Below are 25,327 nucleotides of genomic sequence, written 5' to 3'. Positions count from 1 at the left end.
CGCAGATGGCCGACAAGACCATCACCGCGGCGGCGCAATGGTATGCGCGCTTGTGCGCCGACGACGTCAGCGCGGCCGATGTGGCGGCGCATGGCCGCTGGCTGGCGGCCGACCCTGAACACGCGCGCATCTGGCGCCAGGTGGAGCGGCTGCGTGGCACCTTGGGCGCGGCGCCGGCCCGGCTTGCCGCCGATACGCTAAACCGCGCCGATCATCACTTTGCTCGGCGACGCGCCGTCTTGCGCAGCAGCCTGGGCGCGGTGGCGCTGGTGGGCGGGGGCGGTGTCCTGGCCTGGCGCGTCTTGCCGGTTGAGCAGATGGTGGCCGGATATCTGGCCGACTACCGCATGGGCACGGGCGAACGCCGCGAACTCTTGCTGACGGACGGCACGCTGCTGTGGTTGGACAGCGCCAGCGCGGTGGATGTGGCGGTGGACGCACGCGGGCGCCACATCACCGTGCACGCCGGCGAGGTCCTGATCGATACCGAACGCACCACGCCGGGCCTGCCACCGCTACGGGTGAGCACGCGCCACGGCACCGTGCGCCCCTTGGGCACGCGCTTCACCGTCAACCGGCTGGACGACCTGACGCGCGTGGCGGTGCTGCGCCATGCGGTTGAACTGCTGCCGGCCGACGGCGGTGCGGCGCTGGTGCTGAAGGCGGGCGAACAAGGCGTGCTGCAAACGGCCGCCGCCCGCAATGAAGGCGCGATCACGGGCGAGCCCGACGCCTGGACGCGCGGCCTGTTGGTCGTGGATGGCATGCGCCTGGCCGATTTTGTGGCGCAGTTGGATCGTTACCGTCCCGGCCATCTGCGTTGCGACGAGGCGGTTGCGCAGTTGCGCGTGTCGGGCGCGTTTCCCATCGACGACACCGACCGCGCGCTGGCCGCCGTGGAACGTGCCTTGCCCGTGCGGGTATCCCGCTTCACCCGCTACTACACCCGGATCACCACCCGGGGCTGAATTTATTTTCACCGGGCATTGTCCTTTTTCCGCGCTCATCCGACTTAGCAGGGATTACGTCGGATTTGATTCACGGAAACCTTCATCCCATGCCTTCCTTACCGTCCAAACATCGCCACCCCGGCACCTTGGCGCCCGTTGCGTGCGCGCTCTTTACCGCCTTGATGGCACTGGCGTCCACCCCGCCGGCCTGGGCGCAAGCCGCCGACTCGGCTTCCAGCGCGCGTCGCTATGACGTGCCGGCCGGGCCGCTGGGTCTGGCCTTGAGCCGTTTTGCCGCACAGGCCGGCGTCGTGCTGTCCTTCGATGCGTCGCTGACGCAGGGCAAGCAAAGCGCGGGCCTGCAAGGCGAATACGGCATTGCCTCGGGGCTCGCGGCGATGTTGGCGGGCACGGGGCTGGAAGCCGTCAGCCAGGGCGGCAACAACTACGGTGTGCGCCGCGCGTCGGCGCAGACGCTGGCGCCCGTGGAGGTCCTGGGCTCGCGTGAACCCGGCCCTAGCGAAGGCACGGACTCGTACACGGTGGGCGTGTCCACCACGGCCACCAAGCTGCCGATGAGCTTGCGCGAGACGCCGCAGTCGGTGTCGGTGATGACGCGCCAGCGCTTGTCGGACCAGGGGCTCAATACGCTGGAAGACGCCATCGCCAACACGCCGGGGCTGACCTTCAAGAAGAAGGGATCGGCCGACGACAACGAAAAGGGCTTGTACGCGCGCGGCATGGAAGTCACCAACATGCAGGTGGACGGCGTGCCCACGCACAAGGACTTCAATGCCCTGGGGCTGGACACTGCGTTGTACGACCGGATTGAAGTGGTGCGCGGGTCAACGGGCTTGTTGAACGGCGCGGGCAATCCGGCGGCGTCCATCAACCTGGTGCGCAAGCGGCCGACGCCGGAATTTCAGGCCGGCGTGGGCGCGGCGGTTGGGTCGTGGGACTACAAGCGCACGGAATTTGATTTGGGCAGCCCGCTGGACGAAGCCGGCAAACTGCGCGGCCGCGTGGTGGGCGCGTGGCAAGAGGGCGGCTCGTTCATCGACCGCGTCAAACAGGATTCGCAACTGCTCTATGGCGTGATCGAGGCCGACCTGGGCGAACGCACAATGCTGACCTTGGGCGGCGAATACCAGCGCAAGCACTGCACGGCGTGCTCGTACTTCGGCTTTCCGGCCGCGTACGCGGATGGCACGAAAACGGATTTCCGCCAGAGCTTCAACTCGGCCACTGACTGGAGCCGCCAGACCCGCACGCGCTACAACGTGTTCGCCACGCTGGACCACGAGTTTGCACCGCTGTGGAAAGGCTCGGTGACCGTGTCGCACACGGGCGACGACAACGACCGCACCTATGGCTGGTTCAGCAGCAACGGCTGGGCGGATCCGAACACGGGCCGGGGCGCATCGTTGTGGGTCGCCAAATGGCCGATCCCGAAAACGCAGAACGCCGTGGACGCCAGCCTGAGCGGCGCCTTCAACGCGTTCGGTCGCCAGCACGACCTGGTGGTCGGGGCCAGCCTGTCGCGCACCCGGGGCGACTACGATATGTACCCGCTATGGACGGCGCCAGGCTATGACGCCAAGATCCCGGACATACGTGATTGGTCCGGCAACATGCCGGAACCCGACTGGCAGACCACGGGCAAGCGTTACTACACCGAGAAGCAATCGTCGATCTATGGCGCGCTGCGCCTGCGCCCGACGGATGCCTTGTCGGTGGTGCTGGGATCGCGCGTGACGTGGTGGGACCAGCAGGCGTCCTACAACTACAACGATGGTTCTTCATACCCGGACAATATGCGCGAGCAGGGCGTCTACACGCCTTACGCGGGCCTGGTCTACGACCTGACGCCCACCTTGTCGGCGTACGCCAGCTACACCAGCATCTTCCAACCGCAGCAGGCGCAGAACGTATCGGGCGGCGTGCTGGAACCCATCAAGGGCAATACCTACGAGATCGGCCTGAAGTCGACGTGGCTGGATGGCCAACTGAACGGGTCGCTGGCCTTGTTCCGCACCCGCCAGGACAACTACGCCATGATCGACGGCGACAATCTGGCGCCCAATGGCGACAGCGCCTACGTGGCTGCCGATGGCGCGGTGATGCGCGGCGTAGAAGCCGAACTCAGCGGCGAGCTGACCCCAGGGTGGCAGATGCAGTTGTCGTATGCCTATGTAGACCGCCGCCTGCCGCAAGGCTTCATCACGCAGGTGGGCCTGCCGCGCCACATCGCCAAGCTGTACACCACCTATCGCCTGCCGGGCGACCTGAGCGGGCTGACGGTGGGCGGCGGCGTGCGTTGGGAAAGCGGCAGCGACTATTCCATGCGTGGCCCGGGCGGGCAACAGTTTGAATCGTCGCAAAGCGGCTATGCACTGGTGGACCTGATGGCCCGCTACCAGTTCAACCGCCAATGGTCGGCGACCTTGAACCTGAACAACATCTTCGACAAGAAGTACTACGCCAGCACCAACGTCTACAGCAATTACTACGGCGCACCGTTCAGCGCCATGCTTGGTGTGAACTACAAGTATTGATCCATGCGTTCGGCACGGCGGCGTAGGCGGCCGTGCCGGACGCAGGGGCATCCTTTCTCCAAGCAGGGAAGGGTAGCTCGCTGCGCTCAGCCCTTCCTTTTGCGCGTCTTGCTCGCCACGTAGTGCTCGCCCCAGGACTTCATCGCTTCCAGCGTCGGAGCCAGCGTGGTCCCGAGCGCCGTCAACGTGTATTCCACCCGTGGCGGCACTTCGGCAAACACTTCACGGCTGACAATGCCGCTTGCCTCAAGCTCGCGCAGTTGCAACGTCAACGAGCGTTGCGTGACCCCGCCGATCAGCTTTTTCAGTTCACCAAAACGCTTGGTTCCGCTCAGCAGGTAGTGAATGATCAAGGGCTTCCATTTGCCGCCCGCGATGTGGACGGTGATCTCCACCGCGCATCGGTATTGATCGAGCTTGCCTTGGGCCATAGATGCTCCGTTAGTAACCGTAAAGTCGCAATAGTATAGTTTTTATCCTTATGTATAAAGCGTGTGCCTACTTGTAAAAAAGACACTGGATTTTGATAATGCCGGCTGACGGAAGGAGTGCCTTCCAAGACGGAGAACAAATCCATGAGAGCCGCTTTTTACGAACGCCAGGGCCCCGCCGATGAGGTGCTTTGCGTTGCTGAACTACCCATTCCCCAACCCGGCCCCGGTGAAGTCCGGGTACGCGTACACGTGTCGGGGCTGAACCCTACTGACCTCAAGGCCCGCACCGGGTTCTCGTCCGCGATGCCGTACTCGCGGATCATTCCGCATCAGGACGGCGCGGGCGTCATTGATGCCGTGGGCGATTCGAAAGATGCCAGTCGACTGGGCCAGCGGGTATGGATCTATGAGGCACAGTACGGCAGGCCAACAGGAACCGCGGCTGAATATGTGGTGGTGCCTTCGGCGCAAGCCGTGCCTCTGCCCGACAACGTGTCGTTCGACGTCGGGGCATCACTAGGCATTCCGGCGTTGACGGCTCATCGCTGTCTCTTCGCCGATGGTGATATCCAGGGCAAGAATGTACTGGTGCAGGGCGGGGCGGGCGTGGTCGGCACCGCCGCCATCCTGCTGGCAAAGTGGGCGGGCGCGTGGGTCGTGGCCACCGTCATGAACGAAGCGCAGGCCGCCGTCGCCCGCGCGGCGGGGGCGGACCTGGTGCTGGACCGCCTGAACGACGATGTTGCCGCGGCCATCAACGCACGCACCGGCAACGCGGGCGTGGACCGCATCGTTGATGTCAACGTGAAGGCAAACCTGGATATCGACATGGCGTGTCTTGCGCCTGGCGGTGTCATCAGTTCCTACGCGATGACGCATGCCACCGACACGCTCACGCTGCCGCTGTTAAGCGCGATGGTGCATGGCTGCGTGCTGCGATTCGTGTACATCTATTCGGTGCCTGTTGCAGCGAAAATCGACGCGATCGGGGACATCACCGCATGCCTGGCCAGCGGCAACTATGCGCCGCACATCGGGATGAGGGTGAAATTGGAAAAGATTGCCGACGCCCACAACGCGCTGGAATCGGCATCGGTCATGGGCAAGGTACTTATCGCTTTGTGAGCGGGAGGTCGTGGTTGATTGAGCCGCCCTGGGGCGGCTTCGATTCCATCATTCCACCAAGCCGGGCCTTCTATTCACTTGCCTTGAGCGTCGCCACCGATCTTCCTGGCCGTCAAGGTCACGGTGAAGAACTCGCTACGCTTGTCGGCCGGAACGGTGTCGAGCTGTGTGCTCCCATAGTCGGTATGTTGCCTCTGCTCGAAGCTGGGGTAATACCCTTTCCAGAAATAGCGCGCCAGTGTGCCGGCCGCGAACACTTGTTGCGCGGGCAGGGCGGCTACGAAGCGCGTATTAGTGCGGTCCGCCCGCGCGCGCATCGCGACGCGCGCTTCTGTCAATGCCCAATGGCATACCCCGCGCCCGTAATAGTCCTCATCGAGCAGCATGTCGGCATACACGGTGCCCACGTACTCGGTGGCGGATATACGGGAAAGGCGGAACGGTTCGTGGCTGGACAATGTCGGCACGTGGCCGGACAAGGCGTTGGATTTTCCACAGCGGGCGCCGTTGCTGGCGTCGAACTGCACAGTGCCCTCTACTACCGTAAACGGCGATTTGCCGTCGGCTGCGCTTGAGAGATCGGTGGCATTGGCAAGCGTCAGGCGAATTTCGTAGGCCTGTGTGGGAGCGGGATTCAGCTTGCGCAACGCGGGCTTGGGCGCGTTGGAGGTGGCGTCAAGTTTGGTCGGGGTCTCGGCGTGGGTTGGCCCGCAGATGGCAGCGGCCAGAAGCGCCAACGTCGGCAGTGCATGACGCAAGGCAGGCGCCGAAAGATATCGAAGGGCGGGCGACAAGGGCGATGTTTCCTATGCTGGCTGGTCGGGGGGTATTCAACGAGGGGCGAAGGATTCGTTGGTAATCGCTGCGCCGTGGGCGGAATTATTGCATCGCGGAGGTGAGGGGAGGAAGGGTCACTTTCGACGCGCTGCGGACAATACGAGATTGACGGAGCGGAACTCATGCACACAGTGGCCGACGCCGAAGGTGATTCGTACCCTGCCAATCGATGAATATCCTGGTACGTTATGTCCACGGAACCACGTATCGAATTTCATTATCCAATGAGCGACTCACCCATTTACATCGTCGATCTCGACGTCACCCTGGAAGACGCACCCGCATTCGCCAACAGCGGCATGAGCTGGATGGAAGCAATGTGCATCGCTGTTCGTTCCCCTGGGGCCGAGGTCGCCTTTTCCCCGGTTAGCCACGCGCCTGCCCCGGGTATCGCCCGGTGGGCCAAATGGGTAAACGAGCAGAGCACAAACGGGATAGGCGCAATCGTGGGGCGGCGTGTCTACAACGCTGGAGCGCAGAAGGTCGAGGCGCTGCGCTGCCCGTGCTGCTCCGCAGAGCATGATGCCGCTTCTCTCCCGTGGAAAGAAATGATTTCCGCCTGGTATTCAGGAGAACGTGGCGCGCTCGAATGTCCAAGCTGTCAACAATCGGACAGTATCAATCAATGGCGATTTTTACCGCTGGCATGGGGGTTGGGAAACCTCGCGTTTGGGTTCGATGGACCTGGCGTAGACGACGCATTGGCGCTAGAACTGGGAAAAGTCCTAGGGCATCGGATGGTAGTCGTGTTTGATAAGTTCTAGTCGACCCTCGATGTCATTCAACAAGCCGGGGGCTCTCACCCGAAGCGGACACATGGTGAATGACTCAAAGTGGCGGCGAGCCGTCCTCGCCGAAAGGCCGAGAACGACCCAACTCGGCCGGTCAGCCGGTCGGGTTCTCAATGGCTGCTATCGGAGTGGACCGGTCTTTCCAACCGGGTCTCGACGACAACGAAGTTGGCGCGGACTGGTGTGTGCCATGCGAGTTCGAAGTCACTGCGATTTTTGCGGTATCGAGGTACCATCTAGGCTTCCCGCGCGTGAAAAAGAGTCGTCCCCGGTAGGCTTCAAACGGACCACGCTTCGCCTATGCCCCATATCGTTGATTTCGTGTTGCCCCGACGACCTGTTTCGCACCAGGCGCGGAACGCCGACCATAAGAGGGCTTGGATTGACTACGTCTATGGACGTGCGCGGCAAGCGTGGCCCGTTATGCCACTCGTAGGCGTGCCGTTGAAGTTCACCATGGTTTACCTAAGCGACGACCAGAACCCCGGCGATGTAAATAACTTTGTGAAACCCGTACAGGACGCGTTGTGCGGCTGCGTGTACGGCGATGACTCTATGGTTAAAGACGTCTCGGCTCACATGCGCTACCTGGGCGAACCGAACGGCGTTGTGGGCTTGCCGCTAAAACTTGTGGATGCGCTGGTCAATGGCGATGTTTGCGTCTATGTGGCAATCCACGATTCAATCGAACTGGCCGAGGTGTTCAAATGAGCGTCATCGACTCGCTACGTGCTGAGAAGTTTGTAGCGAAGCGGTACGAAGATCAAGGTTACACCGTGACCTTCGAGCCGTCGCAATCCGACATCCCCTTTCCACTCCAAGGCTATAGGCCCGACATACTCGCGACCAAAGGCAGCGAGCGTCTTCTGGTGGAGGTCAAACGGGCTGGAACTCGCTTTGACACGAGCCGGTATGTGAGCATCGGCGAGGAGGCCGCACGGCACGGCTGGAAATTTATGCTCGTGACCGTCACCCCAGAGCAGCTAAGCCGTCCCACGGAGGCCCCGGCAGATCTCCCAGAAGTAGAGGCGATTCGGGAGAGGCTGGAAGAGATAGACCGTTTCCACAACGTGAGTAGGAACCCAAGTTTGGTATTGCCGGCGCTCTGGGTCGCGTACATCTCCGCTCTGAAGATTGTTTGTCAAAAAGAAAATGTATGCCTCAGCGAGGTTACGGATTTGAGTCTTATCAACAGGGCATACAGCGAAGGTGTTCTCTCTATTGATGAATATGAGAATGCGCGAGCATTGCTACAGCTGCGTAATGAGGCTGTTCACTCCATCACGTCGGCAGTGTCTGACGCTCAATACACCCTTCTGCGGGAAATGACAAACGACCTTTTGGCTAAGCTTTAAAAGAGGCCTGCCGAAGCGAGCCTCGTGGAGAGGGTTGCACACTGTAGAACTTCAATGCCAGTTCAGGCCGTCCAGGACTGCCGCAGCTTACGGTAACTAGTGAAGAGGGCAAGATGGGTTGGAACGATCACTTGGACGACAACGAGCTTGTAAACCTCCCGCCTGAAGCTCACGCCAATGATTTCGATGTCGATGGTCCATTCGAAGTCAGCAATGACTGGCTCGAAACTGCGCCGCGGGATGAGCAACTCACCGCCATGCGCGAATGGTTCTACGCGCGGTTTTGCGATCCTGCCCATAACACGCCTTACAACAGCCGGGAAGGGGGGTATCAGTTCATTCACGGCGGCCCGCATTCACCGGACGAGGAGCTACATAGTCGATTTGGTAGGATCGTGTCGGACGATGTAATCAACGAGGCTGCGGCAGACATCGAAACTGAAGGCGGCGACGAATGGGCGCCGGTTCTCCGCGAACCGGATGCCGATGACTGGACGTGGGATCTGCCTGACATTCCCCACGCCGGCACGCCGATTTTCAGACTGAAGCAGCGCCTACAACAGGGCGCAGATGTTATGACGTTGCGCGGACACCCTCACGCTCAAAACCTCGCGATCCAGCTGGTCTACGTCCAAACGATCGGCGCACTCGAAGCATTTTTGTATGAGACTGCGCTCTATTGGGTCGAGAAGGACGACAACCGCGTGAAGAACTGCATCACGAGTCTGCCGGCTTTTAAGGACCAGAAGATACCGCTCCGCGATATCTTCACGCAATACGACGGCCTAAAGGCCAAGGTAAAAGAATATCTGTATCACCTCGTATGGCATCGCTGGAGCGATGTTGCTCCGCTCTATGATAAAGGGTTAGGCGTTAAGCTCCCGAGCACCAGGGCGTTCCAGGATGCGCTTAAAAAGCGCCACGATATCGTGCATCGCAGTGGGGTTGATCACGAAGGTAAGCCTGTTGCTGTGGATCACGGAGAGGTCGTGATGCTGTCAGCAAAGGTCGCGGAGTTCTGTCATGGGGTTGCCGAGGCGTTCGCGCCGGAGGGCTTTTGATAAAATCCGCGCCGGTTGAATACGTCTTCGGCAGACGCGGCCGACAGGTGCCGGGTCGACCAAGCGCGATCATCGCCTCGGGCGTCGCTTTACGGACGTCAGGATTATTAGGGGAGCTGTGTAGATGGGGGACGCAAGACGGCGCGGGACGCTGGCGCAGCGCATCGAACTGGCCAGATTACGCGAACAGACCGATTCCGCCCGGCATCGGTCCGCCGCGCTGACGGGCGTCGCGGCGGGCGAATTCTTTGTACCCCGTTTCGAAGACGGACGCCTGGCTGACCCGTCGACCGTTGTCGTGCCGCTGTACCGGCACATCAACGCCGGCCGCGCGATGGAAGTTATCGGAACCGGTTTTTTCGTGACCCAGAGCACCGTTGTCACTGCCCGTCATGTCGCCGAGAGCGCCCTCGCTCCCGATCCACAGGGCTTCCCCGGCCTATGGGGTATCCAGATCATAGAAGGCGGCCAATATTATCGTCGCCCCGTCGTTAATGTCGTGATGCACCCTACCACGGACATCGCGCTGTGCGTACTGGCCAATATGACGCATCGGCTGACTGGCGCTAACCTTTCCAACCCGCTAGTGCGCCTGAGCGCGCGCGACCCTGCGATCGATGAGCACGTGTTCACCTACGCCTACCCGGACACGTCTTTCGAGCAAGAAGGGGAGCGCCCTCGGCTTGACCTAAATCCACACTTTTATGACGGACACATTACTCAGCATCACCCAGACGGGCGTGATCGCGTCATGCTGCCGTTTCCGTGCTTTGAAACGTCGATACACATTCATGGTGGGGCCAGCGGAGGCCCCGTATTCGACGCTCAAGGCGCTGTCATCGGCATCAATGTGTCAAGCTTGAACCCCGATACGGACGTCTCCTACATCGCCAAAGTTCGCGACGTCTTTGATCTACAACTATCTTGCGAGTTCACCGCAGGGCAGTTCGAGGACGTCTCGCTTAGAAACCTGGCAGAACGTGGATACGCGCGCATGGACGGGGGTGTTGATGGTTGACTCAGCCGAACTGTGATCGCCTAACCGATCGTCCAACGGCGCCAACCATACTTACTAACTGTGGCAGCCTTCTTACACGCCGTCGAGACCACGCTTACGTCGCAAAAACGGTCTTTTGAGGTACTGCATCTGATGATCCGTTTCGGTAGATTCAACGCCTGCCTAGACACGCCGTCAAGCGCCCCCACTCCGCGGACATGGACAGGCTTCGAACAAACTTGATAAGACGCGATGCCGGCTCCTCGCGCTTGCATGACCGCTTACGAAGTGGAACTGCCCTATGAATGTCCCGGCAATGAATCGAGCGAAAGTCCCTTCATGGCCGGGAGCCGTCGTAGTGAATAGCCGTTCCTTGGTGTACGTCGATCTCTTCATAACCGTCCTTTTCCATATCGTGACATCGCGCCGAACTTGTCTCATTTAGAACGGGGGAAGGAGTTCGAGGCGAGATCAGTTGCGCCGAAATTACCTCATAGCCGTTCGGAAGCTGCCTGGAATGGCCGATCGAATGCGCAGCACTCTCTGGCCATCCGGACGACGTCGGTCACTAAAGTACTGGTCCGATCTGCACGCTGAACGGCAACATAGGACACGTCGGGTACGTTCGGAGTCACATGCAACACCTGAAGCAGACCAGCTCGAATCATGGGCCGCAGGCAGCGCTTTGGTAGATGGCTTACGCCAAGACCTGACACCGTCATGCCGATGATGGCAACCAAGTTATTGCTAGTGATGCGTTCAACAGGCGCCAACCCAGCCGCTTTGAACCACTCGTCGTAAAGAATGCCTGTGGCGGATAAATTCGCCTGAGTAAGTAGGCGCTGCTCAGCAATGTCGTGAACTCGCAGCTTTGCATTTCCGTCTAGAAGCCCCGGCTTGCACATCCAGGCGTTTTGCACCGTACCGATGCGGGTCTTCAGCAGGCGCGTGTCCTCGAAAAGGTCGGGCACGACGATAAGGTCCAGCCGTTCGCTCAGCAGCTTCTCACGTAGCCGGAAACTGTCGTCGACATCGGGCTCGAAATGCGCTTTGGGGTAGCGACTCTGCACCGCATTAACCAACCTCGGTAGCCAAGTCATGGCGGGCAATTCGGTCATGCCGATCCGCAGTCGGCGCTCAACGACTTCCGGGCGTTCGAACTGTTCAAGCGCCTCGTCTCGCTGGCGCAGGAACCGCTTGGCGATCAGGAACATCTCTTCCCCTTTCTCGGTCAGGCGGGCGCTTCTTTGCGAGCGGTCAAATAACTGCGTTGCGACAACGTCCTCGAGCTCCTGCACCCGCTTGGACACCGCAGATTGCGTCGTGGCCAACTTGTCCGCAGCGTGCGCGAAGCCACCCAGCTGAACGACCCAGAAGAACGCTTCGAGTTGCTTGAAGGTCATGGTAAGTCCTGATTAGGTAAACCCGTATATTCCAATATGCGATGTTTTTTAATCGATAAATATCGCTTTTTCTTATGTTTCGGCGATCTTACCATCCGTTTTAGTAGCAGCTCTTATGCGACTTTTCACGGCTTCAGGGAGATTTCAAGTGACCGAACGCAAACCTATCGAAGATGCCAGCGCTTGGACTGCAGTCCAAGTCAATAGCGACCATAGTTGGATCTACCGCTTCACTGCAGACCAGATTGCCGAACTCAATGCGGCGCTGGAGAAAGTGAGCCACATGCCGATCACCGACATCACCAAGGACGACTTTCCACTCGACAAAACGTTGGCGATGCTCAACAAGGTAGCTGCGCAAGTCGAAGATGGCATCGGCATGGCCGTGCTGCGTGGCCTACCTGTTCTCAACTATTCCAAAGACGACGCGTCGCGGATTTATTGGGGCATTGGGCGGCATTTAGGGAAGCCAGTTACGCAGAATTCGCGTGCTCATTTGCTTGGCCACGTGAAGGACGAGGGCGTGAAGTATGGGCACAAGACACGGGGCTACAACACCAGCGCTAAGCTCAACTTCCATTCAGACAACTGCGATGTAGTCGGTCTGTTGTGTCTGCGTGTCGCGCGTTCGGGCGGCTTAAGCCGCATTACGAGCACCACCGCGATTCATAACGAAATACTCAAACGCAAGCCAGAATTGCTCGAGCCGCTGTATGCCGGATTCTTTTATGACCTGAAGGGTGAGCATCTTCCCGGTCGTACGCCGCTATCCGATCATCGCATCCCAGTGTTTAGTTTGTGCAACGGCAAGCTTAGTTGCCGCTACCTGCGAAATGCGATTGAGCCGGCATTCGAGAAAAGTGGTGTCCCCGCGACGCCCGAGCAGATTGAAGCGATGAATCTGTTTGACGAACTCGCAGGCAGCAATGAATTGTGCTTCGAGATGGAGATGGAGCCGGGCGACATGCAGTTATTGAACAACCATGTCACGGTGCATTCGCGCACAGCCTTTGAAGACTACGAAGACGAGGACAAGAAGCGCCACTTGTTGCGGTTGTGGTTGCGTACGGATAAGCGTCCGCTTGCCCTTGAGTTTGCCGAGCGCTTCGGCCCTGGCACGGCGCGCATGGGTGTTCCTGCGCCCGAAGCGTTTGGCCTTCCGCCCCGTCCGCCACTTGAGCACGGCCTGCCAGAAATGGCGCACTGATCGATCAACACCTCTCTGTCGAACACGCCATGAAAACCATCTTGAAGATCGCTGTGCTCACCTGCTCTTTGTTGGCGGGTCCCGCGCACGCCGCCTTTCCCGAACGTCCTATCACAATGGTGGTGCCATACGCCCCTGGCGGGGCTGCCGATGTGGTGGCCCGTCAGTTGGCGGTGCGTATGGGAAGCAATCTAGGTACCACTGTAATTGTCGAAAATCGACCTGGCGCAAGTGGCGTCATCGGCAAATCAGCTGTGGCCAGGGCGCAAGCCGACGGCTACACCCTGCTGTACGACGCAACGCCTTCTTCGATCAATCCAGCGCTGATAAAGAACCTCCCTTTCTCAGACAAGGATTTTCAGCCGCTATCGCTGGTAACGCTGATGCCCAACGTCATTATCGTCAGCAGCAACTCTCCGATTAAAGATCAGGCGGATCTGATCAAACGCGCCCACGCTCAACCAGGCAAGTTGACGTTTGCGTCTGGCGGTAGCGGTACCGTGCAGCGCATGGCCGCCGAACTATATCGCCAAGGCTTGAACCTGGACATGTTGCATGTGCCCTATAAGAGCGGCAGCCCGGCGATCGCGGACACGATGGGTGGGCAGGTCGACTTTATGTTCAGCAATGTGGCGGCGTGTTATCCGCTGATCGCCTCAGGCAAGTTGCGTGCGCTGGCCATATCGGCGCCGGAACGCTCGCCGTTGTTGCCCGATGCGCCATCGATTTCACAGACGTCGCTGCCGGGCTTTGAAGCGTACGAATGGGCTGGGCTGCTCCTGCCGGCGGGCACACCGGAGCCGGTCGTCAGTCGACTGCATAAGGCGGTGGTTGAATCGCTTCAAGAAGCACAAATGAAGAAGCGATTTGCCGAGATGGGTGCGCAGCCCGTGGGCAACACGCCAGCCGAGTTTTCGGCCTTTCTGCAGAAGGAAGCTTCCAAGTGGGCAGAGACTGTCCGGAAGGGCAATATCAAACTCGAATGACCCGCGATGCGCTGCGACGCGCACTGACTGAGGCTTAGTCGATGGCCTCATTCACCTAATTTCCGTACAAATACCATGAATAGAAAATTCAAGGCTGCAGTTGTGCAGTCGGCGGCCGTCGCCTTTGACAACGAGCGAACTCTGCTTCGCATGAAAGAGGCGGCCACCCAAGCACGTGACCAAGGCGCCTCGTTAGTCGTTTTTCCCGAAGCGATGCTGGGTACTTACCCCAAGGGCAGCACTTTTGGGGCCTATGTCGGCGGCAGAAGTATGCAGGGGCGCGACGAGTTTCTGCGCTATCACCGCAACGCTATCGACGTCCCTGGCCCCCACATCGACGAACTCGCCGTCCTAGCGAAAGACTTGGGCATCTATCTCGTCACTGGCGTGATTGAGCGTGCCGGCGGCACGCTTTATTGCACGGTCGTTTTCTTCGACGACAAGGGAAGCTTCCTGGGTAAACATCGAAAGCTCATGCCCACTGGAAGCGAACGCACCGTCTGGGGCTTTGGTGATGGCTCGACGCTTCCTGTCTATGCAACAGATATCGGCAAGCTCGGCGCCGTGATCTGTTGGGAAAACTACATGCCCCTACTGCGCACGACCATGTATTCCAAGGGCGTCGAGCTGTACTGCGCGCCAACGCTTGCCAGCTCCACCACATGGCCATCCTCGATGCAGCACATCGCCATAGAAGGGCGCTGCTTTGTGTTCAGCGCCAACCAATACGCCACGGCAGCAGACTACCCCCAAGACTACGTCAGCGCTGCAGACCCCGGCCCCTCAGAACCGCTCACGGCTGGTGGCAGTTGCATCGTCGATCCGTTCGGGAACTTCCTGGTCGGTCCCAATTTTGAGGGCGCGGCCGTGATGGTTGCTGAGATCGATCTCGACAACATTATTCGCGGCAAATATGACCTTGATGTCGTTGGTCATTACGCGCGCCCGGATGTGTTCCAGCTCTTCGTAGATGAACGTGCGAAAAATGCCGTTCAGTCGATGGTTAACGAACGACCGCAAGCCGATCAGCAGGGCGGATAGAAGTTCGAATGAATGTCAGCCGAGACTGTTCACGGACAACCGGCTAAGCCCAGCATGCACAAGGCTCCAGCTATAGGAGCCACCCGTGACGATCGTCCAATTCATAACACAGGAGTCAATATGTTCAAGACATTCAAACGCTTTACCACCCATACACTTGGCCGCTGCCTGTTGATTGCGCTCTGTGCGGTTGCGACCACGGCAAATGCCAACCGCCTGGAGGAAATCAAGAGCCGAGGTCGCATGATCTGCGCAACGCTGTCCGGTACCGAGCCCCTGGCCTTCCAGGATCCCCGCACCCGTCAATACATGGGCTTCGACATTGACCTTTGTAATGCGTTGGCTAAACGATTTGGCGTCACCCTCGAACATAAGCCCGTTGCCGTCGAGGCCCGCATCCCTGAGCTGACGTTGGGGCGCGTTGACGTTGTAGCTGCTGCCATGGGCTACACGAAAGAACGAGCCGAGCAAATCGCTTTCTCCGACATTCACTATCAGTTGCCGATCAAGATCATTGTGTCGAAAGCATCGGGCATCAAAACGTTTGCGGACCTGGCTGGCAAGAAGATCAGCGCCAACAAGGGCAGCACACCCGAGGCATTCACACGCGCCCGTATTCCAACTGCGGAAGTCGTGACTTATCAGGACAGCCCCACCGCCTTCCTGGCGCTGGTCCAGGGCAGGGTTCAAGGTCAAGCCATCGGACAAGCGGCAGGCGTGCGCTTTATTCAAGAAGGTGGCGGCCGCTTTAGGTTTCTGGACGAGGCATTGTTTTTTGAGCCGACTGGACTGGGGATGAAGAAAGACGAACCTGAGCTGCGTGACGCCGTGAACAAGGCACTGTCCGAGATGGAAAGCAGCGGCGAGCTCGATGCGATGTGGGACAAGTGGTATGGCCCTGACACGAAGTTCCAGATTCCCCGCGAGAAGAAGCTGACTCCTCTGTCTGCTTTCTGATCGATCCGCGCAACGCTTCACTGTCGACATTCACTGCGGACATTATGGAATTGCTTAATTTCGGAGTCGTGCTCCAGGCCAAATACGTGACTTGGCTAGCGGCCGGCGCAGCGATGGCGCTTGGGCTCTTCGCTGCGTCCTGGGTTGCGGGATTTGTCATCGCACTCATGTTGCTTGCCCTGCGAGAGTCCGGCGTCAGGTTGTTTGAGGCGCTGACGCAAGCCTTTGTTGCCTACCACCGCAATGTGCCGCAACTGGTGCAGGTGTTTCTTTGGTACTTCGGCGTGCCGCAACTATTGCCAGATTCCTGGCAGGCATGGATCAATGCTCATAACAGCGAGTTCGTTCTTGTCTGGATCGCCCTGTCCCTGAACAGCGCCGCATACATGTCGGAGGATCTGCGCAGTGGCCTGCGGTCATTGCCGCATACCCAATTGGAAGCCGCGCGCGCGATCGGCATGAGCTATTTGCAGTCGATGCGCATCGTGTTGATCCCGCAGGCATTGCGTGCTGCATTCCCCCCTCTTGTTAATCAATCGCTCAGTCTATTCAAGTCAACCAGCCTGGCGATGACTGTTGGCCTGGCAGAAGTTACTTATGCATCGCGACAGATTGAAAACGAGACCTACCGCACCTTTGAGGCCTTCGCACTTGCTTCCGCCTTCTATTGGATATGTTCCTTTGTGCTGACCGCCGCTGGTCACTACTGGAGTGAACGGCTGAAAATCGCGGGGAAACGCGCATGATCGATATCCTGGACAAATACGGCCTTCTGCTATTGATCGGCCAATATCCATACGGTCCTGTGGGGGGCCTCGCGCTCACCCTGTTCATCGCTGTCGCCGGGCTCGTGATCTCGTTTCCGTTGGCGGTACTGATTGGCATGGCGCGCACGAGCCCATTTCGTGCATCGCGTCTTTTTGCTGGTGTGATTGTCAACGCCGTGCGTGGGCTGCCCGTCCTGTTGCTGATCTTCTGGGCCTATTTCATCGTGCCCCTGGTGATTGGGCGCTCGATCTCAGGGACGACAACAGTTATCTGCGCGTTAGTTCTGTATGAACTTGCCTTTATGGGCGAAGTTGTTCGTGCCGGGATCGAAGCCATCCCGAAGGGGCAGGTCGAGGCTGCGCGCGCGGTAGGCATGACCTATATGCAGACAATGCGAAAGATTGTGCTGCCTCAGGCCCTTGTGAACATGACGCCCAGCATCCTGAACCAGTTCATCAACCTCATCAAGAATACGTCGCTGGGCTACATCATCAGCGTTAATGAACTGACCTACGCCGCTTATCAGGTCAATGCGCAACTGCTCACTAAGCCGTTTGAGGTCTACCTAATCCTCGCAGCCACTTACTTTCTCATCTGCTGGTCGCTCAGCTTGGCCGTCGGAAAGCTGGAGAAAACCATCAATATGCGCCGCAACGTGGTGCTAAGGAATGCCTAACATGATCACCTTCCGTGATGTCCAGAAATACTACGGCGATTACAAGGCGCTGGATGGTATTTCCGAAACCATTGCCAAGGGCGAGGTCGTTGTCATTTGCGGCCCATCCGGTTCGGGCAAGTCCACCCTGATCCGAACGATCAACCGACTTGAGCCGATCTCTGGGGGCACGATCACGGTGGACGGCCAGGACGTCCACGCGCCAAAGGTCAACGTCAACGATCTACGCAGCCGCATCGGCTTCGTTTTCCAGAGCTTCAACCTGTTTCCTCACCTGAGCGTGATGGAGAACGTATCTATCGGTCCGAAAACAGTTTCGCGTGTGGGCGTGCAGCAAGCGCGTGATCGGTCTCTGGCGCTGCTTGAAAAAGTCGGCCTGGCCACCAAGGCGGACGCCTTCCCCCCGCAGCTATCCGGCGGGCAGCAACAGCGTGTGGCGATCGCGCGAGCCCTTGCCATGGAGCCACCGGTCATGCTCTTCGATGAACCCACCAGCGCGCTGGACCCGGAGATGGTGGGCGAAGTTCTCAATGTGATGAAGCAGCTCGCAACCGATGGCATGACGATGGTCTGTGTCACCCACGAAATGGGCTTTGCCCGTGAAGTGGCCGATCGCATCGTGTTCATGGACGCGGGTGCCATTCTGGAGCGGGCGACGCCGGAAGATTTTTTTAATAATCCTACACACCCACGCGCCCAAAAGTTCGTGTCGGACATTCGGCATGCTTAAACGGCGCTAGAGATCCATGACCTATCTTTCTTCTTCACTATCCCGTATCAAACCATCAAGCACGATCGCCGCTAGTCAGCGTGCGCGCGACTTGGCCGCACAAGGCCGCGACGTCATCGCGTTGAGCACAGGCGAGCCCGACTTCGATACCCCCGACAATATCTGCATCGCCGCCGTTCGTGCCATCACCCAGGGAAGAACTCGGTATACACCCGTCAGCGGCATTCCTGAGCTGCGTGACGCCATCACAAGGAAGTTCGAGCGAGACAATGGCCTTCAATACGAGCGGGAAGAAACCATCGTATGCAGTGGCGGCAAACAGGTCATTGCCAACGCGCTGCTGGCCACTCTGAACGAGGGCGACGAGGTCATCATCCCTGCTCCTTATTGGGTGTCCTATCCCGAGATCGTGGCGCTGTGCAACGGCACACCGGTCATCGTGAACACCAGCCAGGATCACGGGCTGAAGCTCACTCCCGACGCGCTAGCCGCTTCCATTACGGCCAAAACCAAGTGGGTGATCCTGAATTCGCCATCCAATCCCTCGGGCGCGGCTTACAGTGAGCACGAGCTGCGCGCGCTGGCTCAGGTGCTCCTGCGCCACGAACATGTGTTGGTGATGAGCGATGACATCTATGAGCACCTGGTCTATGACAATTTCGCATATCGCACCATTGCGCAGGTCGAGCCTGGGCTGAAAGACCGTACGCTGACCATCAACGGAGTATCCAAAGGCCATGCGATGACCGGTTGGCGCATAGGCTACGGTGCTGGCCCGCGCAAGCTGATCAAGGCAATGGAAGTACTCCAGAGTCAAATCACCTCGGGTTCAAGTTCGGTCGCCCAGTGGGCAGCCGTCGAGGCCCTGGACGGCCCGCAAGATTACCTGACCTCCCGCCGCGAAGCGTTCCGACGCCGACGCGACATGGTGGTCGATGGACTGAACGACTGCGTCGGTATTCGTTGCTTGCCACCGCAAGGCGCCTTTTACGTATTTCCGTCGTGCGAAGGCACTTTCGGGAGAAAGACGCCATCTGGCGTGCGAATCGACGACGACGAGATCTTTGCATTCGAACTGCTCAGCGCCGAAGGCGTGGCGGTCGTCCAGGGCAGCGCGTTCGGAACCGCCGGCCACTTTCGCATTTCCTACGCATCTAGCGAGGAACACCTCTCCGAGGCCCTCAAACGGATCCAGCGCTTTTGCGCGAGCCTTCAATCGTGACTTCTCACATGACCACCTCAAACATAAATCGAGACTTCGACCGCGTTTCCGCCGAGCATGTCCAGCAGGCAGCGCAATACCAAGCGGCGATATTTGCCGACGTTAATGGTCGCCGGGGGGCTATGCATGGGCGCATAGCCGCCGTTCAGCCGAGCATGAAGCTCGCTGGACCCGCATTCACCGTCGACGTGCGTCCCGGGGACAACCTGATGATTCACGCCGCAATCGCGCTCGCACAGCCTGGAGATGTGCTGGTCATTGACGGCAAGGGCGACATGAGTGCGGCGTTGATGGGTGCGCTAATGATAAACGCCTGCAAAGTTCGTAAACTCGCAGGCGTCGTTGTCGATGGCGCTGTGCGCGACTGCGACGAACTCCGAGAATTGGGCTTTCCCGTCTTTGCCGTTGGAACCAACCCTAACGGTCCCACGAAGAACGTGGCAGGCCGCATCGGCGCGTCAGTGAGCTGCGGAGGGGTAACCGTGAACCCCGGAGATCTCGTCATAGGCAACATTGACGGTGTCGTCGCACTCGAACGTGAGCACGTCGCTACGCTTCTACCCTTGGCCGCGAAGAAGGTAGCTGACGAAGCTAAGCGTATGGACCAGATTCAGCATGGTGACACTTCAGCTTCCTGGCTTGAAGGTGCGCTGCGCACTGCCGGCGCACTTGCAGAGGGTGAGCGTCTTTAAGGGGAACGGCGCGCGACACCCTCGCGCGTCCACTCCGCAGGACTTGAGAACCAATGATCAAGTGCCTCAACTTATAGAGGCACGATAAGCAAGGCTGGAGACAATATGCGCCACATTCTTGTGAGCGTTCTAATGCTGTTCGCTCATCTCGTTCCGACGGCGCTATCCCTACGTTTTGGTGAGCAAGGCCGGAGCGTTCCCCGATCTTCCGGCGATGTTGAAAAAGGCGGCAGCAAAGCCAGAGAGCATTTCCATGGCCTACACAGGGCATGTCAAATCGCTGTCAGTAGATTGGCTCGGTATGCTTACGGAGTCCGCCATCCTCAAAGTCCCGTATAAGGGAGACAATGACGCGATTAGTGGTCTGATGGGCGGAAGGGTCGACGTCGCCATGATCGGACCGTCTGTCACGATGCCGCTAGTCATGGAAAAGAAACTGGATGCCTTAGCCGTTACGTCGACGGAGCGACTGTCCTTGCTGCCGAATGTGCCCGCAGTGAGCGAATCGGTTCCGGGCTTTAAGGTAGATGTGTGGACTGGGTTGGTGAGTCAGTCGAAAGTGCCACGGACAAGAGTAAAAATTCTGCGTGATGCCTTGGAAAAGACGGTTAACGCCCCCGAGTTTCAGACGCGCTTGAGCCAGACGGGAGACGTCGTTGCTATCGGCATTGGTCAGACGTTCACCAAACGTATCTCAAATGACTTGGCGATGTGGCGCAACGTAATGAAAGAAGCAAACATTCCTCAGATCAGTCCGTAAGCCCACAGGTAGGCGAAGCCAAAGCAGCTAGTGAAAGAGGTCGAGCTCATCGAGTAAATCAGATGCTCAATGGCCGCCCGCGGCCATCTCGGGCCAGATGCGATGCATTGTCGCGCTATCGACCAAAGACCTCACCACCATCCTGTAGCGAACGAAAATCCACTAGACGTAGAGAAGAAATGAGCCAAGAAACCATTGTTATCACCGAAGAGAAAGTCCACCCAGACGCTGTCGCGCTCTTGAAGGACTACCGCCTCTGCTACACCGGTGCGCGATTTACACAGGAAGACTTAACTGCGCTAGTGAAGCGCGAACAACCGGTTGGCATCCTGTTTCGCTACGGGAGAATAACCGAGCAGGTACTGTTGGCTTCCCAGAAATTGAGAGCCATTGGTCGGCATGGTGTAGGGATGGACGCCATCGACCGCGAAGCTGCCAAGCGGCTTGGCATCGAGGCAATTGCCGCTGTTGGGTCAAACAGCCAAGCGGTTGCAGAGCTGGCGCTGGGTCTCATTCTCGCTTGCGCACGACACATAAGCTGGCTCGATCGGCGCATGCACGAAGGCCATTGGGACAAACAAAGCTACCAGGGCTTCGAGTTATCTGGTGCGATGCTGGGTTTGGTGGGCTGTGGATCCATTGGTGCGAGGGTGATGCGGTTCGCACAGGCGATCGGTATGCGCGTGATGGTTTGCGATCCTTACCTGCAGGTGCATCAGTTGCCGAGAGGCGTCGACAAGGTAGAGCTAGAAGAACTGCTTACGTCCAGCGATGTCGTCTCATTGCATTGTCCGCTGGACGAATGCACCCGCAATATGCTGGACGCGCGCAGGTTGGACTTGTTGCGCAAAGGAGCCATCGTGGTAAACACCGCACGAGCTGGGATCTTGGACGAGGTAGCCATGCGCAAGAAATTGCATGCCGACGAGCTCTACCTTGGTCTAGATTGCTTTGTCGAAGAGCCTATTAACATGGAATCTCCATGGACTGGCACCCCAAACGCCATTCTCACGCCCCACATAGGTGGCACGACTAATGGTGGTTTGCGTGGGATGGCCGTGGGTGCGGCCAGGAGTATCTTGTCGGTGCTAGAACGCTGAAGGCGGCTATTTTTTTGCCGTCATCCCGCGCCGGCCCTTGCGCGGATCGTCGGAGAACTTTTGGTCGCATCGGCCATCGCCGCAGCCGTCCGCTCTTGGCCGGAAGCGGCCAAGTGAATCAAGTACCACAGGCACCATTTCGACGGAACTTGTGGCTGCGCTCAAGCCCCGTTAGCATCGGCTCAACTGCATTCCCGTTCTGCCCCTGCACCCAAGATGGAAGCCACCGTGACCGAACCGACCGCCATTGAAGTTTCAGCCGAAGCCGCGTCTCATAAGGGCAAATTTTTCCTGATCGACGCCAGCTTCTTGGGAAACGGCAGGGTTCCCGGCATAGAAATCGCCAACGAACTGAAGCTGATCGATCCGGGGATGAATGTCGTCTCGCGTCCTAACGGAATGCCAGAACAGTATCCGGAGCGTCCGCACCTGGTTCATGTACCGGAGAAGGGCGGAATGCCACGCGATCTGGAAGAGCTCGCTGGTATATGGATTGTGTCGGAGCCGTTGAAGCAACTGTTTGAGCAATTGGACGCCGAGGCGTTTGCATTTGTGGCATGCGACTTCAGCCTTGCTGACGGCAGCCCCGCCCCTCAATACTACCTAGGCAATGTGCTGCGCACACTCGATGCCCTGGATGAAGCCGCTTCTCGCGTGAGGATCAAGCTCAGCCACAATTATCAGACCGGCGAGGACGAGAAGCTTTATAGCCTCATTGGCGGAGCCAGCTTGGTGTTCAAACAGGACGTTGTGGGAGATGCCCATATCTTCCGCCAGGATCGCATGGGAGCACCTCTTATCTGCGACCGCGCGATGTTTGATGCATTGAGTGCGGCCAACTTCTCCGGCGTACGGCTGCGCGATGTAGCCGATATTTAGAACTGATACGGGAGGGGAGGGTTATGGCCGCTGCGGGACCCTAAGCGGCCACGCTCGGATGTCGGTGCGGTGACGCGAATGCTCGCTTTTAGCAGGGAGCGGACGCTCGAGGACGTCCGCTTCTAGGCCAACGCCTCGTGTGGAAATGGCGAGCTGAATTCGATGCGGGCGCTATCTGGAAACGGCAGAAATCGCAGGTTGCGCGCCCTGCGGCGTTAATGCGGAAGGGGCGGTGGGTAGCAAGCCCAGGTCGCCGAATACAGTGCGCACGATTTTCATGCGGGCAGCGGCATCCTGGCTTTTCTTCACGTCAATGTTGAGCGCGAAGTAGAAAACCTCTCCCTGCCGTTCCAGGTAGCCTACGAGCCAGCCCGTTTGCGGCGCGCCTGGTTCGCCAAGTCCGGCCCATCCCGTCTTGCCACTCAGACGGTAGTCAGGCGTCTGTTCCAGGATGAGCATGTCTTTGGTCATCTGCACCGTCCGCTCGGACAGGCCGAATTGATTGACATAGAACCGACGCAAGAATTCCACCTGCTCGTTCGCGGAAATCCTGAGCGCACCGGTTAGCCAAAATTGATCGATGCCTCCAGAAATGTTCCGATTACCGTAGTTGAAGCGGTCGACATAAGCCTGCATACGTTCCGCGCCAATGCGCCTGGCGATTTCCTGGTAGTACCAGACGGCGGAGTTTTTTAGCGCCGATTCAAGCGTATGGTTTTTCGCCCATGCCGCCGGCCACCATGGCTGGCGAGGAACGCGTTTACTGTCCCACTCGATTTCGAAGTCCTTGCTTTTCGCTTCCCCAGTTTCCAATGCAATAAGCGAATGGGGAATTTTGTAGGTGGACGCTGGCAGATACCGTTTAGCGGCTCTGACATCGTCATAGCGCCGAAACTCTCCGGTCTGTCCGTCAAGAAGGACGAGCGTGCCCTCGACTTGCTGCTCTTGAAATCTTGCACCGATATCGACCACTGGTAGTTCGGCATGAGCACCTGCCGATCCGAGCAACGTCATTAACAGCGGCAAGGCCGCTTTGGCAAACCGACGAAATTTAGACTTCATGTTATCTCCGTGATTGTCATGCGGGATGCATGTGGGCGGCAGAATATGCGTGTGTCTCATGAGTGCCAATCAGGTTGCCGTAACCCCTGTAACATGGCGGAATGACTCGGAAAATCCAAATCGATTTAGGCCGTCCACTGCTTGTGGACGGCGTGCCTGCGCGGTATCAGTCGGTTTGGCTGCTGCTAAGAATCTGGTACGCGCAGCAAACAGGTGAGGTGTCGGTGCCCGGGTCGTCACTGCAAGCCCGATACCCGGGGAACTCCAACCTTCGCATGCTGGTTTCTCGCGCTTTTCGTGATTTCGCAACGTGGGGGGTGGAGGTGGGGTGGGGGAATTCCATTGACCTGCCCCCTGCGCTACTCGATGCATCACGCCGCAGCCAGGGGCCATTCTGGATGACGCAAGCGCAGGCAGATAAGGTGCTGTGGCGCCACGGCGCGGAGCTTGCAAGCCTGGACCTTGTCGCGAACTTTCTCGGCCTGAAGGGGCATGTACCCCCGCGCGCGGACCTTCTGCAATACGTGACCCAGGATGGGGAGTACTGGAATCACCTGACCCAGGCCATGCGCCTCGCGCGGGATGGCATGGCGGCGACGGGTATGAGTTGGGCTGCGAGTTATCGGGCCGCTGACCGAACGGCACTGGACGACTTTCAGCGAGCGTTGGCCATACTCAAAGAGAGTCTGGCATGGCGTCGTCACGGTAACGTAAGGCGCAGCGAGGCCGCGTTAAACAGGCTGGGGCGTATTCTCCAGTCAGAATCCGTCTGTCCTTCCATGCCGACCTTGTCGGCAATGGCGTCGGTGGCCTCGGCCTGGAATAGCTATGCGCGCGGGGATATCAGGCAATCTCATGCCGGACTGGACCGTCTGGTGGCGGACCAGTTTCTGGCGCCTGTAATTCGCTACAACCCCCGCGTGCGCTTCGAATATCTGAATTTGCGTGCCTTGCTGCACAAAGGCAGCGCTCTTGAGGACAAGAGTGCTGATCGAGTCTTGAGAATGAATGAGGCGGAGAAGGCGATTTGCGCCTTGTCAGAAGCACTGCAGGCCGCTTACGAGGCGGACTCTGTCGAGGCCGCTCAGGATGTGGCGGCAAACATCGGATGGACGTTGTGGCTATTTTGGCAACAGCGACTGCTTGCTGTACTCAACGACCAGGACGTTCATACGGTGCAAGGATTGTCGCTACGCTGGCTGGGGCTATCGGAATGGATATGCGACCGCTTTGGCGTCGGCGGCAGTTCTGCCTGGAATACAGTGTTTGTACTTCGCATCGCTCGTGGTAGCTGTGATGACACAAGCGGGGACTTGAAGCGCTTTCAAGCGCAGTCGCCCCTTCCTTTGGGCAAAATGTTGGAGGCAGTCAAGCCGTTCCAAGCCGCCTTTTCGCGTGCCAAGGGCTACGAAGACTGGTCGAATGTCGCGGCCTTCACGCTTGAGGAGAATGATGCAGGTCGAGTTTTCTACGGGGCTCATCAAGTGGCTAACCTGCTGCTTGAATTCGTTTGGTATCGCACCCATAGCGAGGGGCTGAGTCACCAAGCTTTCGCTGCGGTGGAGCGGCTTGCACACGTAGTGCAAGGTTTGGGTTCGGGGCAACGACGCTTTTTCAGGGAAAGCCTCAAAGCCTTACCTGAGTCGCTCCAGATAGCCGCAAAGGACGCGGCGGCGTCATGAGCATATCCTCAACTGAAATGCTTCCATTCTAGGCGGGCGACGGCGACTTTGATGATG

At 58.7% G+C, this 25,327-nt stretch carries 25 protein-coding genes; 21 read left to right on the top strand and 4 right to left on the bottom strand.

Annotated features, from left to right (window positions below):
• Positions 1-5 precede the first annotated feature (5 nt).
• Both M2361_RS10320 and M2361_RS10315 read left to right on the top strand, forming a co-directional pair.
• Positions 6-968: a FecR domain-containing protein gene (locus M2361_RS10320; protein WP_259248726.1), complete on the top strand. Its 963-nt coding sequence runs from the start codon at positions 6-8 to the stop codon at positions 966-968.
• Positions 969-1,057: 89 nt separating this feature from the next.
• Positions 1,058-3,505, top strand: a complete 2,448-nt coding sequence (locus M2361_RS10315; RefSeq protein WP_259248724.1) for a TonB-dependent receptor — start codon at positions 1,058-1,060, stop codon at positions 3,503-3,505.
• A gap of 86 nt (positions 3,506-3,591) precedes the next feature.
• Here the strand turns inward: M2361_RS10315 and M2361_RS10310 are convergent, their stop codons facing one another.
• Positions 3,592-3,936 carry a helix-turn-helix domain-containing protein gene (locus M2361_RS10310; RefSeq protein WP_259248722.1) on the bottom strand — a complete coding sequence of 115 codons (345 nt, stop codon included), beginning with the start codon at positions 3,934-3,936 and terminating at the stop codon, positions 3,592-3,594.
• 144 nt (positions 3,937-4,080) lie between these two features.
• On the opposite strand from M2361_RS10310, the gene M2361_RS10305 reads away from it, so the two are divergent.
• Positions 4,081-5,064, top strand: a complete 984-nt coding sequence (locus M2361_RS10305; RefSeq protein WP_259248719.1) for an NADPH:quinone reductase — start codon at positions 4,081-4,083, stop codon at positions 5,062-5,064.
• A gap of 74 nt (positions 5,065-5,138) precedes the next feature.
• On the opposite strand, the gene M2361_RS10300 is transcribed toward M2361_RS10305, so the two are convergent.
• Complete coding sequence (locus M2361_RS10300) at positions 5,139-5,858, bottom strand: hypothetical protein (protein WP_259248717.1); 720 nt, start codon at positions 5,856-5,858, stop codon at positions 5,139-5,141.
• A gap of 267 nt (positions 5,859-6,125) precedes the next feature.
• On the opposite strand from M2361_RS10300, the gene M2361_RS10295 reads away from it, so the two are divergent.
• From M2361_RS10295 to M2361_RS10275, 5 genes are all read left to right on the top strand, one after another.
• Positions 6,126-6,665, top strand: coding sequence for a hypothetical protein (locus M2361_RS10295; RefSeq protein WP_259248715.1), 540 nt, complete (start codon positions 6,126-6,128; stop codon positions 6,663-6,665).
• A 483-nt stretch (positions 6,666-7,148) separates the two neighbouring features.
• The gene (locus M2361_RS10290; protein ID WP_259248714.1) at positions 7,149-7,403 is read left to right on the top strand and encodes a RusA family crossover junction endodeoxyribonuclease; all 255 of its coding nucleotides are present in this window, start codon (positions 7,149-7,151) and stop codon (positions 7,401-7,403) included.
• Positions 7,400-8,047, top strand: coding sequence for a hypothetical protein (locus M2361_RS10285; RefSeq protein WP_259248712.1), 648 nt, complete (start codon positions 7,400-7,402; stop codon positions 8,045-8,047). The genes M2361_RS10290 and M2361_RS10285 overlap by 4 nt, the downstream gene beginning before the upstream one ends.
• Positions 8,048-8,178: 131 nt before the next feature.
• Complete coding sequence (locus tag M2361_RS10280; protein WP_259248709.1) at positions 8,179-9,108, top strand: hypothetical protein; 930 nt, start codon at positions 8,179-8,181, stop codon at positions 9,106-9,108.
• A 124-nt stretch (positions 9,109-9,232) separates the two neighbouring features.
• Positions 9,233-10,126 carry a serine protease gene (locus M2361_RS10275; RefSeq protein WP_259248707.1) on the top strand — a complete coding sequence of 298 codons (894 nt, stop codon included), beginning with the start codon at positions 9,233-9,235 and terminating at the stop codon, positions 10,124-10,126.
• Between the two features lie 470 nt (positions 10,127-10,596).
• On the opposite strand, the gene M2361_RS10270 is transcribed toward M2361_RS10275, so the two are convergent.
• Positions 10,597-11,508: a LysR family transcriptional regulator gene (locus M2361_RS10270; protein WP_259248705.1), complete on the bottom strand. Its 912-nt coding sequence runs from the start codon at positions 11,506-11,508 to the stop codon at positions 10,597-10,599.
• A gap of 148 nt (positions 11,509-11,656) precedes the next feature.
• Between M2361_RS10270 and M2361_RS10265 the strand changes: the two genes are divergently transcribed.
• The 12 genes from M2361_RS10265 to M2361_RS10210 all read left to right on the top strand — a co-directional run bounded on the left by M2361_RS10265 (position 11,657) and on the right by M2361_RS10210 (position 22,526).
• Positions 11,657-12,715: a TauD/TfdA family dioxygenase gene (locus M2361_RS10265; protein WP_259248703.1), complete on the top strand. Its 1,059-nt coding sequence runs from the start codon at positions 11,657-11,659 to the stop codon at positions 12,713-12,715.
• A gap of 29 nt (positions 12,716-12,744) precedes the next feature.
• Positions 12,745-13,701, top strand: a complete 957-nt coding sequence (locus M2361_RS10260; RefSeq protein WP_259248701.1) for a tripartite tricarboxylate transporter substrate binding protein — start codon at positions 12,745-12,747, stop codon at positions 13,699-13,701.
• A 75-nt stretch (positions 13,702-13,776) separates the two neighbouring features.
• Positions 13,777-14,742, top strand: a complete 966-nt coding sequence (locus M2361_RS10255; protein WP_259248700.1) for a nitrilase-related carbon-nitrogen hydrolase — start codon at positions 13,777-13,779, stop codon at positions 14,740-14,742.
• 120 nt (positions 14,743-14,862) lie between these two features.
• Entirely contained in the window at positions 14,863-15,699 is an 837-nt protein-coding gene (locus M2361_RS10250; protein ID WP_259248697.1) for an ABC transporter substrate-binding protein, read from the top strand.
• A 44-nt stretch (positions 15,700-15,743) separates the two neighbouring features.
• A complete protein-coding gene (locus tag M2361_RS10245; protein ID WP_259248695.1) occupies positions 15,744-16,445 on the top strand; it encodes an amino acid ABC transporter permease in 702 nt (233 codons plus the stop codon).
• Positions 16,442-17,143, top strand: a complete 702-nt coding sequence (locus tag M2361_RS10240) for an amino acid ABC transporter permease (RefSeq protein WP_259248693.1) — start codon at positions 16,442-16,444, stop codon at positions 17,141-17,143. Before M2361_RS10245 ends, M2361_RS10240 begins: the two co-directional genes overlap by 4 nt.
• Before the next feature lies 1 nt (position 17,144).
• Positions 17,145-17,873 carry an amino acid ABC transporter ATP-binding protein gene (locus tag M2361_RS10235; protein WP_259248691.1) on the top strand — a complete coding sequence of 243 codons (729 nt, stop codon included), beginning with the start codon at positions 17,145-17,147 and terminating at the stop codon, positions 17,871-17,873.
• 16 nt (positions 17,874-17,889) lie between these two features.
• A complete protein-coding gene (locus M2361_RS10230) occupies positions 17,890-19,095 on the top strand; it encodes a pyridoxal phosphate-dependent aminotransferase (RefSeq protein ID WP_259248689.1) in 1,206 nt (401 codons plus the stop codon).
• An 8-nt stretch (positions 19,096-19,103) separates the two neighbouring features.
• Positions 19,104-19,787, top strand: a complete 684-nt coding sequence (locus M2361_RS10225; RefSeq protein WP_259248687.1) for an RraA family protein — start codon at positions 19,104-19,106, stop codon at positions 19,785-19,787.
• 145 nt (positions 19,788-19,932) lie between these two features.
• Positions 19,933-20,547, top strand: coding sequence for a tripartite tricarboxylate transporter substrate-binding protein (locus M2361_RS10220; protein ID WP_259249275.1), 615 nt, complete (start codon positions 19,933-19,935; stop codon positions 20,545-20,547).
• A 179-nt stretch (positions 20,548-20,726) separates the two neighbouring features.
• Positions 20,727-21,647, top strand: a complete 921-nt coding sequence (locus M2361_RS10215) for an NAD(P)-dependent oxidoreductase (RefSeq protein WP_259248685.1) — start codon at positions 20,727-20,729, stop codon at positions 21,645-21,647.
• A gap of 216 nt (positions 21,648-21,863) precedes the next feature.
• Positions 21,864-22,526 carry an imm11 family protein gene (locus M2361_RS10210; RefSeq protein ID WP_404976329.1) on the top strand — a complete coding sequence of 221 codons (663 nt, stop codon included), beginning with the start codon at positions 21,864-21,866 and terminating at the stop codon, positions 22,524-22,526.
• A gap of 171 nt (positions 22,527-22,697) precedes the next feature.
• On the opposite strand, the gene blaOXA is transcribed toward M2361_RS10210, so the two are convergent.
• Positions 22,698-23,588 carry a class D beta-lactamase gene (blaOXA, locus tag M2361_RS10205; protein ID WP_259248682.1) on the bottom strand — a complete coding sequence of 297 codons (891 nt, stop codon included), beginning with the start codon at positions 23,586-23,588 and terminating at the stop codon, positions 22,698-22,700.
• Between the two features lie 398 nt (positions 23,589-23,986).
• Here blaOXA and M2361_RS10200 point away from each other — a divergent pair, with 398 nt between their 5' ends.
• Positions 23,987-25,270: a hypothetical protein gene (locus M2361_RS10200; RefSeq protein ID WP_259248680.1), complete on the top strand. Its 1,284-nt coding sequence runs from the start codon at positions 23,987-23,989 to the stop codon at positions 25,268-25,270.
• Positions 25,271-25,327 lie beyond the last annotated feature (57 nt).

Source organism: Achromobacter sp. JUb104, assembly GCF_024806975.1.
GTDB classification, from domain to species: domain Bacteria; phylum Pseudomonadota; class Gammaproteobacteria; order Burkholderiales; family Burkholderiaceae_B; genus Achromobacter; species Achromobacter spanius.
Note: the sequence above shows the minus strand (reverse complement) of the source record. Positions and strands in the feature narration are given on the sequence as shown.

Bases quoted from the DNA above. Each gene is read 5' to 3' on its own strand.
- M2361_RS10200 (WP_259248680.1), top strand. From the start codon at position 23,987: ATGACGCAAGCGCAGGCAGATAAGGTGCTGTGGCGCCACGGCGCGGAG.
- M2361_RS10275 (WP_259248707.1), top strand. From the start codon at position 9,233: ATGGGGGACGCAAGACGGCGCGGGACGCTGGCGCAGCGCATCGAACTG.
- M2361_RS10260 (WP_259248701.1), top strand. From the start codon at position 12,745: ATGAAAACCATCTTGAAGATCGCTGTGCTCACCTGCTCTTTGTTGGCG.
- blaOXA (WP_259248682.1), bottom strand. From the start codon at position 23,588: ATGAAGTCTAAATTTCGTCGGTTTGCCAAAGCGGCCTTGCCGCTGTTA.
- M2361_RS10295 (WP_259248715.1), top strand. From the start codon at position 6,126: ATGAGCGACTCACCCATTTACATCGTCGATCTCGACGTCACCCTGGAA.
- M2361_RS10310 (WP_259248722.1), bottom strand. From the start codon at position 3,936: ATGGCCCAAGGCAAGCTCGATCAATACCGATGCGCGGTGGAGATCACC.
- M2361_RS10250 (WP_259248697.1), top strand. From the start codon at position 14,863: ATGTTCAAGACATTCAAACGCTTTACCACCCATACACTTGGCCGCTGC.
- M2361_RS10285 (WP_259248712.1), top strand. From the start codon at position 7,400: ATGAGCGTCATCGACTCGCTACGTGCTGAGAAGTTTGTAGCGAAGCGG.
- M2361_RS10230 (WP_259248689.1), top strand. From the start codon at position 17,890: ATGACCTATCTTTCTTCTTCACTATCCCGTATCAAACCATCAAGCACG.
- M2361_RS10315 (WP_259248724.1), top strand. From the start codon at position 1,058: ATGCCTTCCTTACCGTCCAAACATCGCCACCCCGGCACCTTGGCGCCC.
- M2361_RS10240 (WP_259248693.1), top strand. From the start codon at position 16,442: ATGATCGATATCCTGGACAAATACGGCCTTCTGCTATTGATCGGCCAA.
- M2361_RS10235 (WP_259248691.1), top strand. From the start codon at position 17,145: ATGATCACCTTCCGTGATGTCCAGAAATACTACGGCGATTACAAGGCG.
- M2361_RS10255 (WP_259248700.1), top strand. From the start codon at position 13,777: ATGAATAGAAAATTCAAGGCTGCAGTTGTGCAGTCGGCGGCCGTCGCC.
- M2361_RS10245 (WP_259248695.1), top strand. From the start codon at position 15,744: ATGGAATTGCTTAATTTCGGAGTCGTGCTCCAGGCCAAATACGTGACT.
- M2361_RS10305 (WP_259248719.1), top strand. From the start codon at position 4,081: ATGAGAGCCGCTTTTTACGAACGCCAGGGCCCCGCCGATGAGGTGCTT.
- M2361_RS10290 (WP_259248714.1), top strand. From the start codon at position 7,149: ATGGTTTACCTAAGCGACGACCAGAACCCCGGCGATGTAAATAACTTT.
- M2361_RS10225 (WP_259248687.1), top strand. From the start codon at position 19,104: ATGACCACCTCAAACATAAATCGAGACTTCGACCGCGTTTCCGCCGAG.
- M2361_RS10215 (WP_259248685.1), top strand. From the start codon at position 20,727: ATGAGCCAAGAAACCATTGTTATCACCGAAGAGAAAGTCCACCCAGAC.
- M2361_RS10270 (WP_259248705.1), bottom strand. From the start codon at position 11,508: ATGACCTTCAAGCAACTCGAAGCGTTCTTCTGGGTCGTTCAGCTGGGT.
- M2361_RS10210 (WP_404976329.1), top strand. From the start codon at position 21,864: ATGGAAGCCACCGTGACCGAACCGACCGCCATTGAAGTTTCAGCCGAA.
- M2361_RS10320 (WP_259248726.1), top strand. From the start codon at position 6: ATGGCCGACAAGACCATCACCGCGGCGGCGCAATGGTATGCGCGCTTG.